Annotated in this window: 14 protein-coding genes; 10 read left to right on the top strand and 4 right to left on the bottom strand. The window is 39.7% G+C overall.

The annotated features are described in order from the left end of the window. Positions 1 to 5: 5 nt before the first annotated feature. From SG0102_RS08485 to SG0102_RS08465, 5 genes are all read left to right on the top strand, one after another. Positions 6 to 1,496, top strand: a complete 1,491-nt coding sequence (locus tag SG0102_RS08485; RefSeq protein WP_125119546.1) for an NAD(P)H-hydrate dehydratase — start codon at positions 6 to 8, stop codon at positions 1,494 to 1,496. Then, the gene (locus SG0102_RS08480) at positions 1,496 to 3,055 is read left to right on the top strand and encodes a hypothetical protein (protein WP_125119545.1); all 1,560 of its coding nucleotides are present in this window, start codon (positions 1,496 to 1,498) and stop codon (positions 3,053 to 3,055) included. Before SG0102_RS08485 ends, SG0102_RS08480 begins: the two co-directional genes overlap by 1 nt. Next, on the top strand, positions 3,052 to 4,122 hold the full coding sequence (locus SG0102_RS08475; protein ID WP_125119544.1) for a hypothetical protein: 1,071 nt from the start codon (positions 3,052 to 3,054) through the stop codon (positions 4,120 to 4,122). The genes SG0102_RS08480 and SG0102_RS08475 overlap by 4 nt, the downstream gene beginning before the upstream one ends. Continuing rightward, positions 4,119 to 4,754 carry a response regulator transcription factor gene (locus SG0102_RS08470; RefSeq protein WP_125119543.1) on the top strand — a complete coding sequence of 212 codons (636 nt, stop codon included), beginning with the start codon at positions 4,119 to 4,121 and terminating at the stop codon, positions 4,752 to 4,754. Before SG0102_RS08475 ends, SG0102_RS08470 begins: the two co-directional genes overlap by 4 nt. Before the next feature lie 123 nt (positions 4,755 to 4,877). Beyond that, a complete protein-coding gene (locus SG0102_RS08465) occupies positions 4,878 to 5,393 on the top strand; it encodes a hypothetical protein (RefSeq protein ID WP_125119542.1) in 516 nt (171 codons plus the stop codon). Between the two features lie 367 nt (positions 5,394 to 5,760). Here SG0102_RS08465 and SG0102_RS08460 read toward each other — a convergent pair whose 3' ends face one another. Together SG0102_RS08460 and SG0102_RS15700 are read right to left on the bottom strand one after the other, a co-directional pair. Next, positions 5,761 to 6,774: an IS110 family RNA-guided transposase gene (locus SG0102_RS08460; RefSeq protein ID WP_231999769.1), complete on the bottom strand. Its 1,014-nt coding sequence runs from the start codon at positions 6,772 to 6,774 to the stop codon at positions 5,761 to 5,763. Positions 6,775 to 6,782: 8 nt separating this feature from the next. After that, the gene (locus SG0102_RS15700; protein WP_231999768.1) at positions 6,783 to 6,944 is read right to left on the bottom strand and encodes an IS110 family transposase; all 162 of its coding nucleotides are present in this window, start codon (positions 6,942 to 6,944) and stop codon (positions 6,783 to 6,785) included. Between the two features lie 387 nt (positions 6,945 to 7,331). Between SG0102_RS15700 and SG0102_RS08455 the strand changes: the two genes are divergently transcribed. The 3 genes from SG0102_RS08455 (at position 7,332) to SG0102_RS08445 (ending at position 11,033) form a co-directional block, all read left to right on the top strand. Next, positions 7,332 to 7,985, top strand: coding sequence for an IS607 family transposase (locus SG0102_RS08455; RefSeq protein WP_170162794.1), 654 nt, complete (start codon positions 7,332 to 7,334; stop codon positions 7,983 to 7,985). Next, positions 7,927 to 9,078, top strand: coding sequence for an RNA-guided endonuclease InsQ/TnpB family protein (locus SG0102_RS08450; RefSeq protein ID WP_197715030.1), 1,152 nt, complete (start codon positions 7,927 to 7,929; stop codon positions 9,076 to 9,078). The genes SG0102_RS08455 and SG0102_RS08450 overlap by 59 nt, the downstream gene beginning before the upstream one ends. Before the next feature lie 359 nt (positions 9,079 to 9,437). Beyond that, positions 9,438 to 11,033, top strand: a complete 1,596-nt coding sequence (locus tag SG0102_RS08445) for a hypothetical protein (RefSeq protein ID WP_125119539.1) — start codon at positions 9,438 to 9,440, stop codon at positions 11,031 to 11,033. Positions 11,034 to 11,058: 25 nt separating this feature from the next. On the opposite strand, the gene pgeF is transcribed toward SG0102_RS08445, so the two are convergent. Then, the gene (pgeF, locus tag SG0102_RS08440; RefSeq protein ID WP_125119538.1) at positions 11,059 to 11,829 is read right to left on the bottom strand and encodes a peptidoglycan editing factor PgeF; all 771 of its coding nucleotides are present in this window, start codon (positions 11,827 to 11,829) and stop codon (positions 11,059 to 11,061) included. 4 nt (positions 11,830 to 11,833) lie between these two features. Then, complete coding sequence (locus SG0102_RS08435; protein ID WP_125119537.1) at positions 11,834 to 13,471, bottom strand: Rqc2 family fibronectin-binding protein; 1,638 nt, start codon at positions 13,469 to 13,471, stop codon at positions 11,834 to 11,836. A 108-nt stretch (positions 13,472 to 13,579) separates the two neighbouring features. On the opposite strand from SG0102_RS08435, the gene gmk reads away from it, so the two are divergent. Next, positions 13,580 to 14,152, top strand: a complete 573-nt coding sequence (gene gmk, locus SG0102_RS08430) for a guanylate kinase (RefSeq protein ID WP_125119536.1) — start codon at positions 13,580 to 13,582, stop codon at positions 14,150 to 14,152. A 46-nt stretch (positions 14,153 to 14,198) separates the two neighbouring features. Then, a complete protein-coding gene (gene priA / locus SG0102_RS08425; RefSeq protein ID WP_125119535.1) occupies positions 14,199 to 16,385 on the top strand; it encodes a replication restart helicase PriA in 2,187 nt (728 codons plus the stop codon). Positions 16,386 to 16,389: the final 4 nt, after the last annotated feature.

Genomic DNA, 16,389 nt, shown 5'->3' with positions numbered 1-16,389 from the left:
TAAATATGTTTGTAGGTTCACAGCAGCAGCTAAAAAATTATGATGCTTATCTGCTTGCCCATGGCTATACAATTGAACAATTAATCGATTATGCCAGTGATTGCTTACTGCCGCATTTTAAAGATTATCATAATGTGGCAATCATGGTTGGTCCCGGTAATAATGGCGCTGATGGCCTCTCTTTAGCTTTGAAACTCAGTCAGGACAATGTCAAAGTAACGATCTTTTATATTGGTGATCCTGATCGCTTTTCCCCAGGTAATCAACATTACTTTCAAATGTGTGAAGATGCCAATTTAGAAATGATTCTCGTTGATGATGATGTGATTACAATGTTATCAGAGCGCATCAATGATTATGATGTCATTGCCGATAGTTTCTTTGGTTTTGGCTTAAACAGTGCCCCGAGAGGCATGTATAAAACGGTCATTGATACCATCAATACGTATTATCTTAATGAAATCATCGCGATTGATATTCCAACTGGTTTAGACTGCAATAGCGGAAAGCCTTATGCCAGTGTTCTATTTGCCTCCCAGACCATATGTTTAAGTGCCCTCAAGCAAGGTTTTCTCAATCCCGAAAGCCGCATGGTAACAGGCATCGTGAAAGTGGAAGAACTCGCTATTGATAATCCATTTATGGAAGCGGGCCTTTATGAAATTTATGAGCAGATGCAGGCTTCTAAAGAATTAAAAGACCGCAAGTTTGATGGTTATAAACAAAGTTATGGGGTGGATTTAATCATTGCCGGATCTAAGCAGTATCGCGGAGCCCCAATTTTATGTGCCAAAGGGGCCGCATACAGCGGTGCGGGGATTGTCAAACTGATGAGTGATGAAAGCGTCATTGACCGTTTGCCAGAGATCTTGCCTGAACTGATCGGCTTAAACCGTTTAGAGCATTTATCAAAGGAAGATTTCATGGGCTATCAGGCCATTGCTATTGGTCCTGGCTTATCCTTAGCAGCATCATCAAAACAATTAGTGGCAGATGTTTTAAAAAACAGCACGGCGCCATTAGTCATCGATGCTGATGCTTTAACGATCTTAAGTGAACATCTTGAGTATTTAGAAAATCAAGACCGCGCTATTGTCTTAACCCCGCATTTAGGAGAATATAAACGTTTATGTCATAAAGATACTATTGAAGATCCAATGATGAGTATTCAAAGCTTTGCGAAGAAATATCATGTCATTGTCGTCTTAAAAGGCCCTTATACAATGGTGAGTGATGGCGTTAACTCCTATCGCATTGCCTCGGGTAATCCAGCGATGGCGGTTGGCGGTATGGGAGATACCTTAACCGGCATGATTACCGCGATGCTTGGACAAGGTTATGAACCTTTGACTGCTGTACGCTTAGCTGTCTTTATTCATGGCATGGCTGGTGATTTAGTGGCTCGTAATGCCTATACCGTTATGCCTGAGAAGCTCAGTGAAAATATTCCTTCAGCGATGTATATTCTCAATAATCAGCTCCAGGATAAGCGATGATGAGTAAAACTACACGCATTGTCATTGGCAGTATGCTTTGTTTTGTGAGTGTTAGTGCAATGCTGCATATGATCAGTTATTTTCATCCCTTAAAGTTGCGGGTCAGCGTTTTATCCTGTATCTGTTATAGTGGAATGATTATGCTTTTTATGGTTGATGTCTTACGGCGTTTTATCCGCAAGGATATCAAACGCCTGCTTTTACTATGCAGCTGCTTTCTGCTTATATGGCTGCTTATTCGTACCATCAAGTATGAAGCTATGCCAACGCATGCGCTCATGACGCGTTATGCCTGGTACAGCTATTATTTGTGTCATCTTGGCACAGTCTGCACATTAGCTTTAGCCATTTATCGTTTATATCATCATAAATATGGTTTACCCTTCATTGTGAGCACGCTGGTCATGAGCGTTTTTGTCATGACCAACGACTTTCATCAGCTGATCTTTCGCTTTCCTCAAGGGATTCACAGGTTTAATGATTATACTTATCAGCTTGGCTATTATATGGTTATGGGTTTTATCTTAGTGGTTTTGTTATATAGCTTTTTCGCTACTTTGAAGATGCAAAAGATTCATCAGGAGAAGATCATTTATCCGATTATCTTTTTACTTTTTGGGATACTCTACTGCCTGAGCTATATCTCCGGGGTCAATCCTAATTATTTCAAGATTCTGTTTCGCCCCGCCGATATTGCCTGCGTGATTTATATCGGATTAATGGAATCTTTATTAACCACGCATCTTTTTCCGGCGAATGATCATTATCATACTTTAATCAGACAGTCTTCTTTACACATTGGGCTTTTTAATGAGCAGGGAGAAAAAGTTATTGATCCGCGCGATGGCATCTCCCTCAGCATGGTAAAAGAAGCGTTAGATAACACACTGCCTTTAAAACAAGGCTGTTTCTTACACAGTAAAGCTTTAGAAAGCGGTTATGCTTATTATATTGAAGATGTTTCTGAACTTATAGACATGAGAAAAAAGCTGTACAGACTTAAAGAAACTTTAGAAAACCAGCAGGCGATGTTAGAAAAAGAAAATAACATTGCCATAAAAAGCAAAGCCTTAGCGAAAAAAACACAAATTTATGATGCTATTTCAAAGGAAACCATCAAGCAGAGAGAAAAGATTGCGCTATTATTAGAGACAGAGCCGTTTGATCAAACGATTTTACAGGCTGCTATTTTAGGCGCTTATATCAAACGTTATGCGCATTTACGTTTAACCGCTTCGCAGTATGAAAGCCTCTTTACAATGACCTTGCATTTAGCATTTCTCGAGTCAATCGCAGCCATGGAAGCCTATGGCATGCAGGTGCATCTTACGATGCCAAAGGAAACGTTTGTGACTTCTAAGCAGGTATTAGCCTGTTATGCAGTCTTTGAAGAAATTGTCGAAGCGGCATTGCCGCTTAAGGCGACAATGATGATCATCATCACCTATAAAAAACATTTGATTATGCAAATCGAAGCTGCCCATAGTGCGCATATTGCACATGTGCCATGTCATGAAGAAGAGGGGATTCTCTATTATAAGTGGGAGGGATGCTTATGATCATCACCCTGATATTAACCCTAAGCGCCTTAGCTTTGCTGATAGGTTTGATTGTATTACAGTCACCGCTGCGCTTTATTCTTATGGCTATCTGTCTGCTTACCCTCTTTACGCTTTCTGCCGCTATGGATGCCTATCCAAGCCCCCTCATTCTTATGGTATTAGGGGGGATCAGTGAAGCGTATCTGCTTTATGTTTTATATACGCACTATCACCATCAGATTCATAGCTTTACGATCAAGGCTATTATTGATGAATTACCAGAAGGAATTTGCTTTACCTCATTGGATGGCACGGTTATTCTCATGAATGCGCAGATGCAGGCTTTGATGAATCTTTTCACTCATCATCCTTTTTATCAGGAAGAGGTGTTAGAGCGTTTTGATGACAATCATTATTTACATGTGCATGAGAAGATCTATCATTATACCAGACGTCAGTTAGCTGCTTATCCAATGATCGAAATTATGATTCATGATGTCACTGAAACTTATAAACTCAATCAGGTTATTATCAATGAGACAGAAGCATTAGCTAAGAGCAATGAGGACTTACAGGCTTTTCAAAAACAAATTGATGCTTACGTTCGTCAAAAAGAAGTCTTAGCTGCCAAAATGCATCTGCATGATGATTTAAGTCAATGTCTTTTAGCGGTGCGCGCTTATTTTTATGATCATGCTTTTTCACCAAAGCAGCTCAAAACAATGTGGCAGGAGACCATGATTATGATGAATCAGAGTGAGGAAAAGAAGATTAATTTATGGTGTGAACTGTTACAGGCAGCTTCTTTTGCGGGGGTTGATCTCATTAAAAGAGGGGCGTTTCCATTCTCTTATGAAACGCTCTGTATGGATTTGATACATCATTGTTTAAGCGGTCTGGTTTTTCATCAAAAAGGCATCCATCTCTATATTCAAGTGAAAGAAGAGGGCCTGATCATGCAAAGTGAAGGTCGTCTTTCGCCCAATGCCTTATCCGTTATGGAAAAACAACTCGATACAAAAGGCACAATGAAAGTGGAAACGGAGCCTTATTTACGGATCGACATCAAATGGAGGAACATATGAAGAAAGTGAAAGTGCTGATCGTTGACGATGCGAATATGTCACGAGAAATGCTAAAAATGGTGATAGAGAAAGAAGAACGCTATGAAGTGGTCGATGCGATCAAAAGCGCGCGCTTCAGTGATGTCTATATCGCTCATAAAGCCATTGACTTAGTACTTATGGATATTTTAATGCCGGATGGCTCGTTTGGCTTAGCAGCGGCTAAGGCCATGAAAAGGATCAATCCGGATATTAAGATTATTGCCATTACCAGTATGCCGGAAGTCTCCTGGATGGATCAGGCGAGAGAGATTGGCATTGAAAGTTTCTGGTATAAAGAAAACAGCATCCATTCTTTCATTGACGTGATGGATCGCACGATGCAGGGAGAGAGTATTTATCCCACCGATGTCCCGGTGACATCCATCGGCTTGGCGAAAAGCTATGAATTCACCGCTCGAGAACTGGAAGTCTTAAGGCTGATGACTTCTGGAGCAACCAATGCAGCTATCGGTGATGCCCTTTGCATGAGTGAAAATACGGTCAAGACGCATATTCGCCATATGTTAGAGAAAACCGGTTGTGAAAACCGCACAGAACTTGCCATTAAAGCCCGTGTTTCCGGCCTTGTTATTGGCGATAAACAGTCATAGATTCGTTATTTCTATAATTAAAAAATATTGATATGACTATATAAAATTGATTTCAAAAAGATATTGAAAGTGCTTGCATAAAGCACTTCTTTTCATTATGATGAAAACAAAGGAGGTCATGTTATGAAGAAACTGATCGCAATGTTCATGTGTGTATGTATGAGTGCAATGATGATGGTTAATGTGCAGGCCAAGAAGAAACTTGTTTATAATGGGGTTTCTTATACGATTCCAAGTGGCTGGACATACCAAAAGCAGGGCAAGAAGCCTTATTTTTACAAGGGTGATAACGATGGTTTTCCATTTTTCTACTTCGCCAGTGGAAAAAAGCAGAAAATCAATCCAAAAGTTTTCACCAAAAAGATTATGGTGGAAGGAATGCAGGAAGGCATGAAGACGAAAGTCTATCATGTCAAAGCCGGGAAGATTGGCAGCTATAAAGGCTATTTTATGGATGCCACGCTGAAAGTGAATAGTGAAAAAGCACTGATGCGTATCTTCGTTTTCTATAATGCCAAAGTTTCTTGCTTAGATTATATAAATATAGCTGTCGAACCAAAAGATAAGGGCCAGTTAAAAATAGTGAATACAATCATTAAGAGCGCTCAACTCACCAACGCCAAAAATACATACAAATAATGAGAAAGATCAGCTTTTGCTGGTCTTTTTCAGTAAAAGATCATCCTTTCGGATGATGTGGAATTAAAAGAAAGCGATTACAATATATATAGAAAGTCTGAAAGGTCTTTCCCTTATGACCAAGATGTACCCATAGAACCTTTCAGACTTGTTCATCATGAAAGAAAGCTAACTATATAAAAATCAAGTAGTTTTATGAAAAAGTTTGAAAATTTTATTTGATTTTAGTTAGTATACAAATAGTATATAGAACTTTGAAAAATGAATAATATGCGAGATTATTCACAAATTTGTGATGCAAATCTCCTATAGCTTTTTGCACAATTTTCAAAATGATATGTAAAAAATATCGAAGAAACTGAAGCGTCTACTTCAGCTTGTTTGGATCAAAGCCTTCGCCAGTCGCAAGAATGTGGAAGATGATCCTGAGAAGCTTTCTTACGCAGTGGCCCTGTGCACACCTATGGCTCTTTCCTTCGCTGATCTTCTTGTCATAGTAGTCCTTGAAGACCTTATTATTGTTAATGACAGGCGTTATTATCTGATAGAGTATCTTTCTCAGATACTTGTTACCTTTCTTGGATATTGAGCAGTGCTTAGCGTCAAACTGGCTTGATTCGTAGTGCTTTGGAGCTACTCCTGCAAATTTTGTAAGCTTTGCTGCCGAATTGAAGTTGCCAATGCAGCGTATTTCAGCTAGAATGGTGGTACAGGAAAGGTGCGAAATTCCTGGAATGGTTAGCATAGGAGAGTTTGTTTCTTTTGACAGCTCTTCTATTTTTTTATCCACTTTTTCAAGCTGCTCTGCTACTACAGTGTACTGATTGAGTCGGGCTTCAAGGGCGTATTCCTCGCCTTTATTTGCCTGTGCAACCGAATTTCTTGCTAGTGCCTGGAGGTCCTCAGCAGTAAAGCTAACGCCTCTTCCTCGGCCGTTATGCTTCATTGCTTCCTTGATATCGCTAATGTCAGCTTCGGCAATGTTAGTGGCTGATTTAAAGGTCATAAGGATCTTCATATAGGTTTTGCCATAATGGCCGCCAAATAAGCTGTTGTATTCGGGAAACAGGATGTCCAGCGACTTCTGTATTTTATTGCCTATTGGACACAGCTGTTCCGTAAGATCTGCGTGCAGACGCGTAAGACTTTTCTGCTCGTCCATGGAAAAGAAGGTCATATCAACCTTTCGGTAAAGCTTCTTTCTTGCTGGATATGCTAGAATATCTGCAATCTGCATTGAATCCTGCTGATCATTTTTTGTGATGTTTCCGGTTAACTTTCTTTCTGCATCTGTCTTTGAAGGGTTAATGAGATACGTGCTGTATCCTTCTTTAAGAAGATGATGGAGAAGATTGAAGTGATAGTGTCCGGTATCTTCCATGCCGATTCTCAGATTTTTTCTGAATACGGTTCTAGAATTTTGTCGAGCTTCTTGAATCCTTCAAAGTTGTTGGTGAAGGATGTCGGCTTGACTAGCAGAACGCCTGTATCCTGATCAATGACTGAGATGACATGGGAATTCTTTCCAATGTCAATTCCTGATGTAATCATAGTTAAGTTCCTTTCGATTATAGATTTTGTGACTGTGTTGAACCCACAGGGCTTAATCTGCAAATCCTGGTTCGAAATGCGAGTTCAAAGACTCATCTAACTGATGGTTGCTGGTGAATAAGTCTGCGGTATGATACTTTCTTAAGTAGTCAAAGCTACAGGGAGGGATATAAATCCACATACACATTCACTTTTTCAAACATATACTATTTCTAAACAGTAATCAACTACGTATATAAAGTTGATAGAAAGGAAATGTATATTCCTATTAGCTAGATGAGCTAATTAGAATATACCAGGAGGACATATTAAGTAACTTATATCATTGACATTAGTGGTTAAAGTGTTTAAATGTGCTCATGGAGGCATATGATGAATACATCAAATATCACGAATTACAAACCAAAAGATTTTGCTGAATTATTAGGTGTTTCTGTAAAAACATTACAGCGTTGGGACAGGGAAGGAATTTTAAAAGCAAATCGCACTCCAACTAATAGACGTTATTATACTTACGACCAATATCTACAATTCAAAGGCATAAATACTGAAAACGATCATCGCCAAATTGTTATTTATGCCAGAGTGTCTACAAGAAATCAAAAAGATGATTTAAAGAACCAAGTCACATTTTTACGACAGTTTTGTAATGCAAAAGGTATCATTGTTGACAAATGCATTGAAGAATACGGAAGCGGTCTTAATTACAACCGCAAAAAGTGGAATCAAATATTAGATGAAGTAACGGAACGAAAAATTAAAACGATCATAGTCACGCACAAAGATAGATTTATCAGATTTGGTTATGACTGGTTTGAAAAATTCTGTATGAAGTTTAATACAACCATAGTGATCGTTAATAATGAAGATCTATCGCCGCAGGAAGAACTTGTGCAGGATATTATTTCAATACTCCATGTATTCTCTTGCAGGCTGTACGGATTTCGTAAGTATAAAAAGCAAATAGAAAGGGATGAGGAAATTGCTAAAGAGCTTCAGGACAGAAATTCATCCAACACCAGAGCAGAAAGTCAAGATTAACAAAATTATTGGTACCTGCAGATATATCTATAATTTCTACCTTAGTAATAATAAAGCTTTGCACGATCAAGGTGAAGCGTTTATGAGTGGCAAGGCGTTTAGTGTCTGGCTTAACAATGAGTATATACCTGACAATCCAGACAAAGCATGGATTAAGGAAGTCTATTCTAAAGCTGTTAAGAAATCTATTGAAGATGGGTGTCTTGCTTTTACGAGATTTTTTAAACATCAAAGCGGTTTTCCAAAATTTAAGAAAAAAGGAAAATCTGATGTAAAGATGTACTTCGTAAAGAATAATCCCAAAGACTGCATTTGTGAAAGACATCGTATTAAGATTCCTGCTCTTGGGTGGGTAAGATTAAAAGAAAAAGGCTATATACCAACGACTAAAGATGGATGGAAAATCAAAAGTGGTACAGTATCTATGAAGGCGGACAGATATTACGTGTCAGTTGTTGTAGAGATTCCTGACACGAAGCCTTTTTGTGACAGCGGCGAAGGTATTGGAATAGACTTAGGATTAAAGGATTTCGCTATTGTCTCAAATGGCAAGACTTACAAAAACATCAATAAATCTGCAAAATTAAAGAAACTTGAGAAACAGCTGCGCAGAGCGCAAAGATGTCTTTCTCGTAAATATGAAAATCTAAAGAAAGGAGAGTCTACTCAAAAAAATATACAAAAACAGAGGCTTAAAGTACAGAAACTTTATCAAAGGATAGACAATATCCGTACTGATTACATGAACAAGACAATCGCTGAGATCGTGAAAACCAAGCCATCTTATATAACGATTGAAGACTTAAATGTAAAAGGAATGATGAAGAATCGTCATCTTTCAAAAGCCGTTGCATCGCAGAAATTTTATGAGTTCAGAACTAAACTGAAAAATAAATGTGATGAAAATGGTATTGAATTAAGAGTTGTAGACAGATGGTATCCATCATCAAAATTATGTCACTGCTGTGGTGCTATTAAGAAAGATTTAAAACTTTCAGATAGAATTTACAAATGTAATTGTGGATACATAGCAGACAGAGACTATAATGCGAGTCTTAATTTAAGAGATGCAAAAACTTACAAAATTGCATAAACAAGCAAATGTAAGTATGTACCGATGGCTTAGTCGGGAATTTACGACTGTGGAGTGTACAAGAACTTGTGAGTAGTATGTCACTTGTGACTACAAAAGCATACACGAAGAAGCAGTAAGTAATGTTCGTGAGAACTTACATATCTCGATGTGTTTGAGTATATTTAAACACATTTTGAGTAGCAGAGTATGAAGTTCAAGAAGAGTTTACGGTTCCTCATTAGTGTCAGCATGATGTTTTTATGGACGATTCCCGCCCATGCTTTAGAGCCGACAAATGGTCGTCAATCAGATGAGCAAGAGTGCCAAGATCACCTCTTTGCCTGATACGTATCGTAAAATATGAAAGGATGATATCTATGAAGAAAAAAGTTTTAATGGGAGCCTTGATCATGTTCGCTATGATGCTTTCGACAATGCATCCCATTGCAGCCCTTGAGCCGTTGACTGTAAATTTAACTGGAGCAACGGAAAATCAAGTGACGTTTACCCTTGAAAAAGGGGATCAGACAACTGTCAATTTTGTCAATCAGACAGATCAGACGATGAATTTAGTGGCCAATAATACGATGGTTAAAAATGGAAACCTGTCAAGAGGACCAGTGGCCGATCAGGATTTAAGTGAGGGTAAAGATTTATCTCCTCATGAAACGCTGCCGGTGCATTTTTCTTATGGCAATCCGACAGGCACAGGTTCCACCACTATAACGATGTCTTATAAGGCAGCTACCATCAAGCAGTATCAGACCTCGCAGTCTGAAGATAATCCGGTTGTGATTACCGCAAGCGGTACTTATGAAGGTGGCGGCGGTCCATCGTATGATTACTTTGCCTTGCAGTTAACACAGCCATCTTATGTGAAAGTGACAATGGAAGGGGAAGCTTCGATAATAGACAATTATAGTGCTGGCCACCTGGAGAGCGCCACAGATCGCAAAAGTATTGATACGCGCGCCAAGGCTGGGAAATATATTTTACAGATTGCTAAACCGCAAGAACGTTTAGCGGAATATAAGCTCCATGTGAGCCTCACACCAATCAGCTATGGACAACTGGTCATTGAGCCAGCACATATCAGCATTAATCAAAAAACGAATGTTAAAGTGAAGCTCGTCGGGGCTGATCCTATTGTTCATTTAAGCTATGTTAACCATAAGGAGGCCAGTGGGCAGGAACATACTTTTAAAGTTGATGGCAGTACTCTTTTCGTGGGCAAAAAAACGATTCCAGTCACTTATGGAGATGAGTTAGCCGGCTATGAAGAAAAAGAGCTCAGTCTTATGGTGGTAACGGGTAAGCCAGCTCTTTCTTTAGATAATTTTACCGCTGTTACAAACAGTATCAGCTACAGCGGCAATTTCCCAGCAGGCGGCTGTTATAAAGTGATGCTTTATAAAAATAAAAAGTGGCAGAAAGTGAAAGATCTGCGCGTTGAAACAGGGGCTGGCTCCCTGCTGTTTAAAAAACAATTTACCATCAAAGGATTAAAAGCCAATACCAAATATCGTGTGCGCTTGGATCCTTATACCAAGGTTGATGGCAAAACATTTAATGGGAAATCGAGTGCTGTTTTTACTATTTCAACTGGACTTAAAAGTGCACCACCGATCAAGAGTATTAAAATTTCTAAAGTGAAATTTAAAAAAGGGTATCGCACAAATACCTGGGTGAAAGGTTACTGGTTTGGCAATACCTATTATCCTGGCTATTACATCCGGATACCAGATCGCACGCGTTTTACAGTCACTGTGACACTCAAAAAGAAACTTAAAGGCACAAAGGGATTAGTCATCAATGGGAAAAAGGTCTCAGGTCGATCAAAGACATTTAAGAGAACTATGTTGGTGGAAGGCAATATAAAAGGGAAAAAATATGATATAGTGGTTTCGTCATATAAGGATCACAATTATGGCGGCCTTTCTAAAGGCGCAAAAAGAAAAGTGACAATCAAATAAACAAAGGCATCCTTGCGGATGCCTTTTAAGTACGATCTTTCATTGTAATAATGGTAATGTTGCGATAAGGGGATTTATTCTTACGATAAGAGAAGAATAAATCATCATGTTCCGTCGTACAGTAAGGAGAGACTTCAATGTGCGTATCAGGAACACCTAAGTTTAATAACTGCTGTTTAATGAGCCCTTTAGAATCAAGAAGATAATGACTTTCATCTTTACGTTTATAAAAAGAAGATGTATCAAAAGACATGTTCTTGACAAGATCAATAATATCATCCATCGCTTCAAAATTACGCTGTTCTAATGATGGCCCAATGAAAGCATGGAAGCCAGATGGGTTACAGCCCTCATGCGTAATGAGATAAGAGGCCGTCTTGCCGACAATTTCATTGACGGTACCACGCCAGCCGGAATGGATTGCTGCAATGAGATCCTGATCCTCGCTGTAAAGTAAAACGGGACAGCAATCAGCGTGAAAGGTCAATAACGTTAAGTTGTGATCACGCGTATACGTGGCATCAATATAATCTAATTTGGTCGAATGCTGATACATACCTTCACCACCGTCTTGCGCGAGGGTGACTTTCTTGAAGTTTGTGGTATGACGCTGATGCGGTGCGACCATATGGTTAAGATCAGTATGTAAATAAGCAGCTAGCGCCTGCCGGTTGGCGAGCACTTCGTCATGGTTATCGTCCCGATAACCCATATCGAAGAGTTTTCCATTCTGGTAACCGGCGACGGTATAACCTTGAACATGGTCGTTATTAAAAGACCAGGGTATAAGTTTCATAATATTATCCTTTCTTTATTTCATTAAAAAATGTGTCATCAGGATCCATATAAATCGTTTTATAGTGACCTAATAATACCAGACCTGGTTTATTGCCAGTTGGTTTTTTAAGACTCTTTACCTGACAGTAGTTTACAGGGACAGAAGAAGAGTTCTTGCCTTTTGAGTAATAGGCCGCAATCTTGGCCGCTAAACGAATCGTATATTCATCTAAGGCATCACTATGGACGATGACATGGGAACCAGGCATATCTTTGACGTGGAACCAGTAGTCCGTTTTCCGAGCTTTCTTGAAGGTGACATAATCATTTTGCAGGTTGTTTTTTCCAACATAAATAATAATATCATCTTTGGTTCTGAAGGTCTGATAGTGTGGTTCACCTTTCTTTTTCCGAATCTTTTCTTTACCTTTTTTACGCAGGTAACCCAAGTTCTCTAATTCTTCTTTGATTTCGATCGCATCATAGTAGTTGGCGTTTTCAATCAGGGTATTAAGTGTATCGAAATAATTGATCTCTTCTTTTGTCAAAGCGATCTGTTCTTTAAGCACTTTAAGAGAGTTCTTCGCTTTCTGGTACTTATTATAATAACGATTGGCATTTGTTTTGCCATCAAAACGCTCATCTAAGGCAATCGTCATCTTAGTGCCATCATAGTAATTATCGACCGTAATTGAAGTCATCCCTTTTTTAATAAGCGGTAATGAGGCATAAAGCAAATCACCTTTAATGCGGTAATCATCACTATTTTGGGAATCAAAGAGGGTCTTTTCAAGCTTATTGAGCTTATTGACATTCTTATCATATTCTTTACGAATAAAACGGGCTAAGTCATTGGTCTGCTGCTTAATACGATCTTTCGTATCTTTTGAATCATAGTAGGCATCTAAGCCATCAAATAATTCGTATTCTTGATAATCTGTCCCTAAATAGGTCAGGGGAATCACATGATAATACTCTTTATCTTTAAACGTTGAAATGTATAAATGATTTGATTGAGCGATTTCTGACATCACCGTATCAAACATCTGATGCGCTTCAATGCGGTATAACATTTCATTCGATAAATCTTTTGAGAAACCTTCATATACCTTCACTAAGTTATCACTTGGCGTGTAATAAGATGTAAAAGGATTCTTCTTAGGAATGAGCGGCGGCAGTTCATAGTAAATGCCAGGCTGTAAAATACGCGTCGATTCACTTGGTGAGACCCGTTTCAAACATTCAATAATTTTGCCATCCTCATAGGTGAGGACAAAGTTAGAATGCTTACCCATGATTTCAATATAAATATAGTAAGTCACCAGATCCTTAAATTCATTACGGCCTTTGATCGTCATTTTCACAATACGATCTAAGCCAATCTGTTCGATCTTTTCAATAAACGCCCCATCCATATGTTTTCTTAGCAGCATCGTTAAAGCATTCGGCACTTCCGGGGTTGGATAGTTCAAATGTGTAATTTGGATGCGGGCATACATCGGATGGATCGATATTAATAATTTATGATTCGTATTATGAGCGCGAACAGTCATTAATAACTCATAACGCGAAATGTTGTAAATTTTGGAAATTCTTCCCGTTGTCAGTAACTCAGAGAGCTGATGCGTGACGCGGGAGAGGACAATTCCATCAAAAGCCATATTTATCACCCGTGTCATTATAACATACAATATATGAATTTACAGGGGAATCCATTGACAGGAAAATGTTAAGATTATATTATTTATGTAAATTAAAGGAGAACAGAGATGTCAAAAGGTTTACTCATCATCCTTTCTGGCCCTAGCGGGGTTGGCAAGGGCACGGTACGTGCAAAATTATTTGAAGATCAGACATTGAATCTGGCGTATTCTATTTCGATGACAACCCGCAGCGCGAGACCGGGAGAAGTCGATGGCCGGGATTATTTCTTTGTCGATCGTGACACATTTGAAAAGAAAGTCGCTGAAGGCGGCCTTCTCGAACATGCTGAATTTGTTGGTAACTATTATGGAACACCAAAAGAACATGTCGAAAAACTCTTAAACGAAGGCAAGAACGTTTTACTGGAAATCGAAGTTCAAGGCGCTCTTCAGGTGATGGCTAAAGTGCCAGATGCCTTAACGATTTTCTTAGTACCCCCATCAATGGAGGAACTTGAAAGACGCATTCGCGGTCGCCGCACCGAAGCGGAGGATATTGTCCGTCAGCGCTTGGAAAAGGCGGAACGCGAAATCAAAACAAAGGATAACTATAAACATGTTGTTGTGAATAATACCATTGATCAGGCGGCTTCAGAAATTGCCGCAATTATTCGCAGCGCCATCAAGAAGCAGGACTAATTCCTGCTTTTTGTATGTTATAATGGAGAAAAGAAGGAGGAGTCCTATGTATATTGTCGATTGTCTTGTCGAAAAGGTCGCTGATGCCCTTGATCGGCCTTTTACATATTATAGTAAACAGCCGATCAATGAAGGGGTACGCGTACGTGTGCGTTTCCGCTCACAAGTGCTCACTGCTTATGTTCTTAAGGTTACACTCACATCATTATCCTTAAAGGAGGCAGAAGAGCAATATGGCTTTAAAATCATGCCGATTTTAGATGTTATTGATGAGGCGCCCATCCTCAATAAGGAATTATTGGATTTGGCCAAACACATGGCTAAACTGACTTTATCGCCATTAATCGCATGCCTCCAGACGATGCTGCCGGGGAGTTTGAAACCTAGCAGCGGAAAAACCTCTGGTCCCATCTATTTACAGGCGGTTCGCATTATCAAAGAAGGCACCCCGAAAACTCCCAAGCAGCAAGAGGTGTATCATGACTTACACGCAGCTGGTGATCACTTTGTCAAAGACTATTCCCGGGCTATTATTTCTTCTTTAGAGAAACAGGGTTTCGTGGAAGTCTACAAAAAAGAGATTTACCGTGATCCTTTTCACATGCGTTTAGAAGAAAAACATCAAGAGATCACTTTAACGTCGGCGCAGGCTCAAGTGGTCGCAGGCATTATGCAAAGACCTGAGCGGATCAGTCTGATTCACGGGGTGACAGGTTCAGGAAAAACCGAAGTGTATATTGCTTTAAGCCGAGAAATTTTAAAGCAAGGACAAAACGTGATTATGCTCGTTCCAGAAATCTCCTTAACACCGATGATGGTGGCGATCTTTAAGCAGCGCTTTGGCGACGCGGTGGCAATATTACATTCCCGTTTATCACAGGGGGAACGTTACGATGAATATCGTCGTATTCGCGATGGTCAGGTACGTATTGTCGTGGGAGCGCGCAGCGCCATCTTTGCACCTTTAGCGCAGATCGGTCTGATTATTATGGATGAAGAACATGACAGCTCTTATAAACAGGAAAATACGCCCCGTTACCATACCTTGTCCATTGCCCGCTATCGGGCGCATGCGCACCATGCGCGGATTGTTTTAGGCTCAGCGACGCCGAGCGTCGAATCTTATGCGCGAGCTCAAAAAGGTGTTTACGATTTATACGAAATGCCAATTCGGATTAATAAAAAGCCATTGCCTCAAGTGGATATTGTCAATATGGTTGAGGAAACGAAAGCTGGGCATTATGAGCTGATGTCAAGAAAACTGAAAGCACGTTTGCAGGAGACGCTTGATCGCGGTGAGCAGGCGATTGTCTTGCTGAATAAAAGAGGATACGCTTCTTTTGTCTTATGTGAGGAATGCCAGGAAACAATCAAATGTCCGCATTGCGATGTCACGTTAACGTATCACAAAAATGATGGCACTTTAAAATGTCATTACTGCGGCTACAGCATCACGATGCCCCATAATTGTCCGCATTGCGGGGCCCCGGCTTTAAAGAAAATCGGTTATGGCACGCAGAAGATTGAAGAAGAGCTCAATCATACCATTCAAGGGGCTAAGGTTATTCGCTTTGATTATGATACAACGAGAAATAAGAACGATCATTTACGATTATTAGAAGCCTTTGCGAAAAACGAAGGAAATATTCTTTTAGGCACGCAAATGATTGCGAAAGGCTTAGACTTTGAGAATGTTACCTTTGTTGGCGTCTTAAGTGCCGATTTAACGTTAATGATTCCCGACTATCGCGCAAGTGAACGGACTTTTGATTTGTTAACGCAGGTAGCCGGCCGAAGCGGACGCGGTCAAAAGGCCGGCAGCGTCCTGATTCAGACCTTCAATCCCACGCATTACGCCATTACCATGGCGGCTAAGCAGGACTATCAGGGTTTCTTTAACGAAGAGATGAAGTTTCGCAAACAGGCCTTATATCCTCCCTATTGTCATTTAGTGTCAATTATTATACAATCACGAAGCAGTGAAGCCGTTAAAGCGGCTTCCTTAGATATCAAAAATTATTTAGTCGCACATTTACATAGCGTGAAAGCCTTAGGGCCTAGTGAGGCCGCGGTCTTTAAAATGCAGGATTTCTATCGTGAACGCATTTTAGTGAAATATATTAAAAGTGAAGCGTTATTACCGGTGCTCAAATCACTCATGCGCTATTACAATGTGAGTCAAAATGGAAAGGTGACAATGGTATGCGATTTTAACCCGTATACCCAAATATAATAAT

This window comes from Intestinibaculum porci, from assembly GCF_003925875.1.
In the GTDB taxonomy this organism is placed as follows: domain Bacteria; phylum Bacillota_I; class Bacilli_A; order Erysipelotrichales; family Coprobacillaceae; genus Intestinibaculum; species Intestinibaculum porci.
Note: the sequence above shows the minus strand (reverse complement) of the source record. Positions and strands in the feature narration are given on the sequence as shown.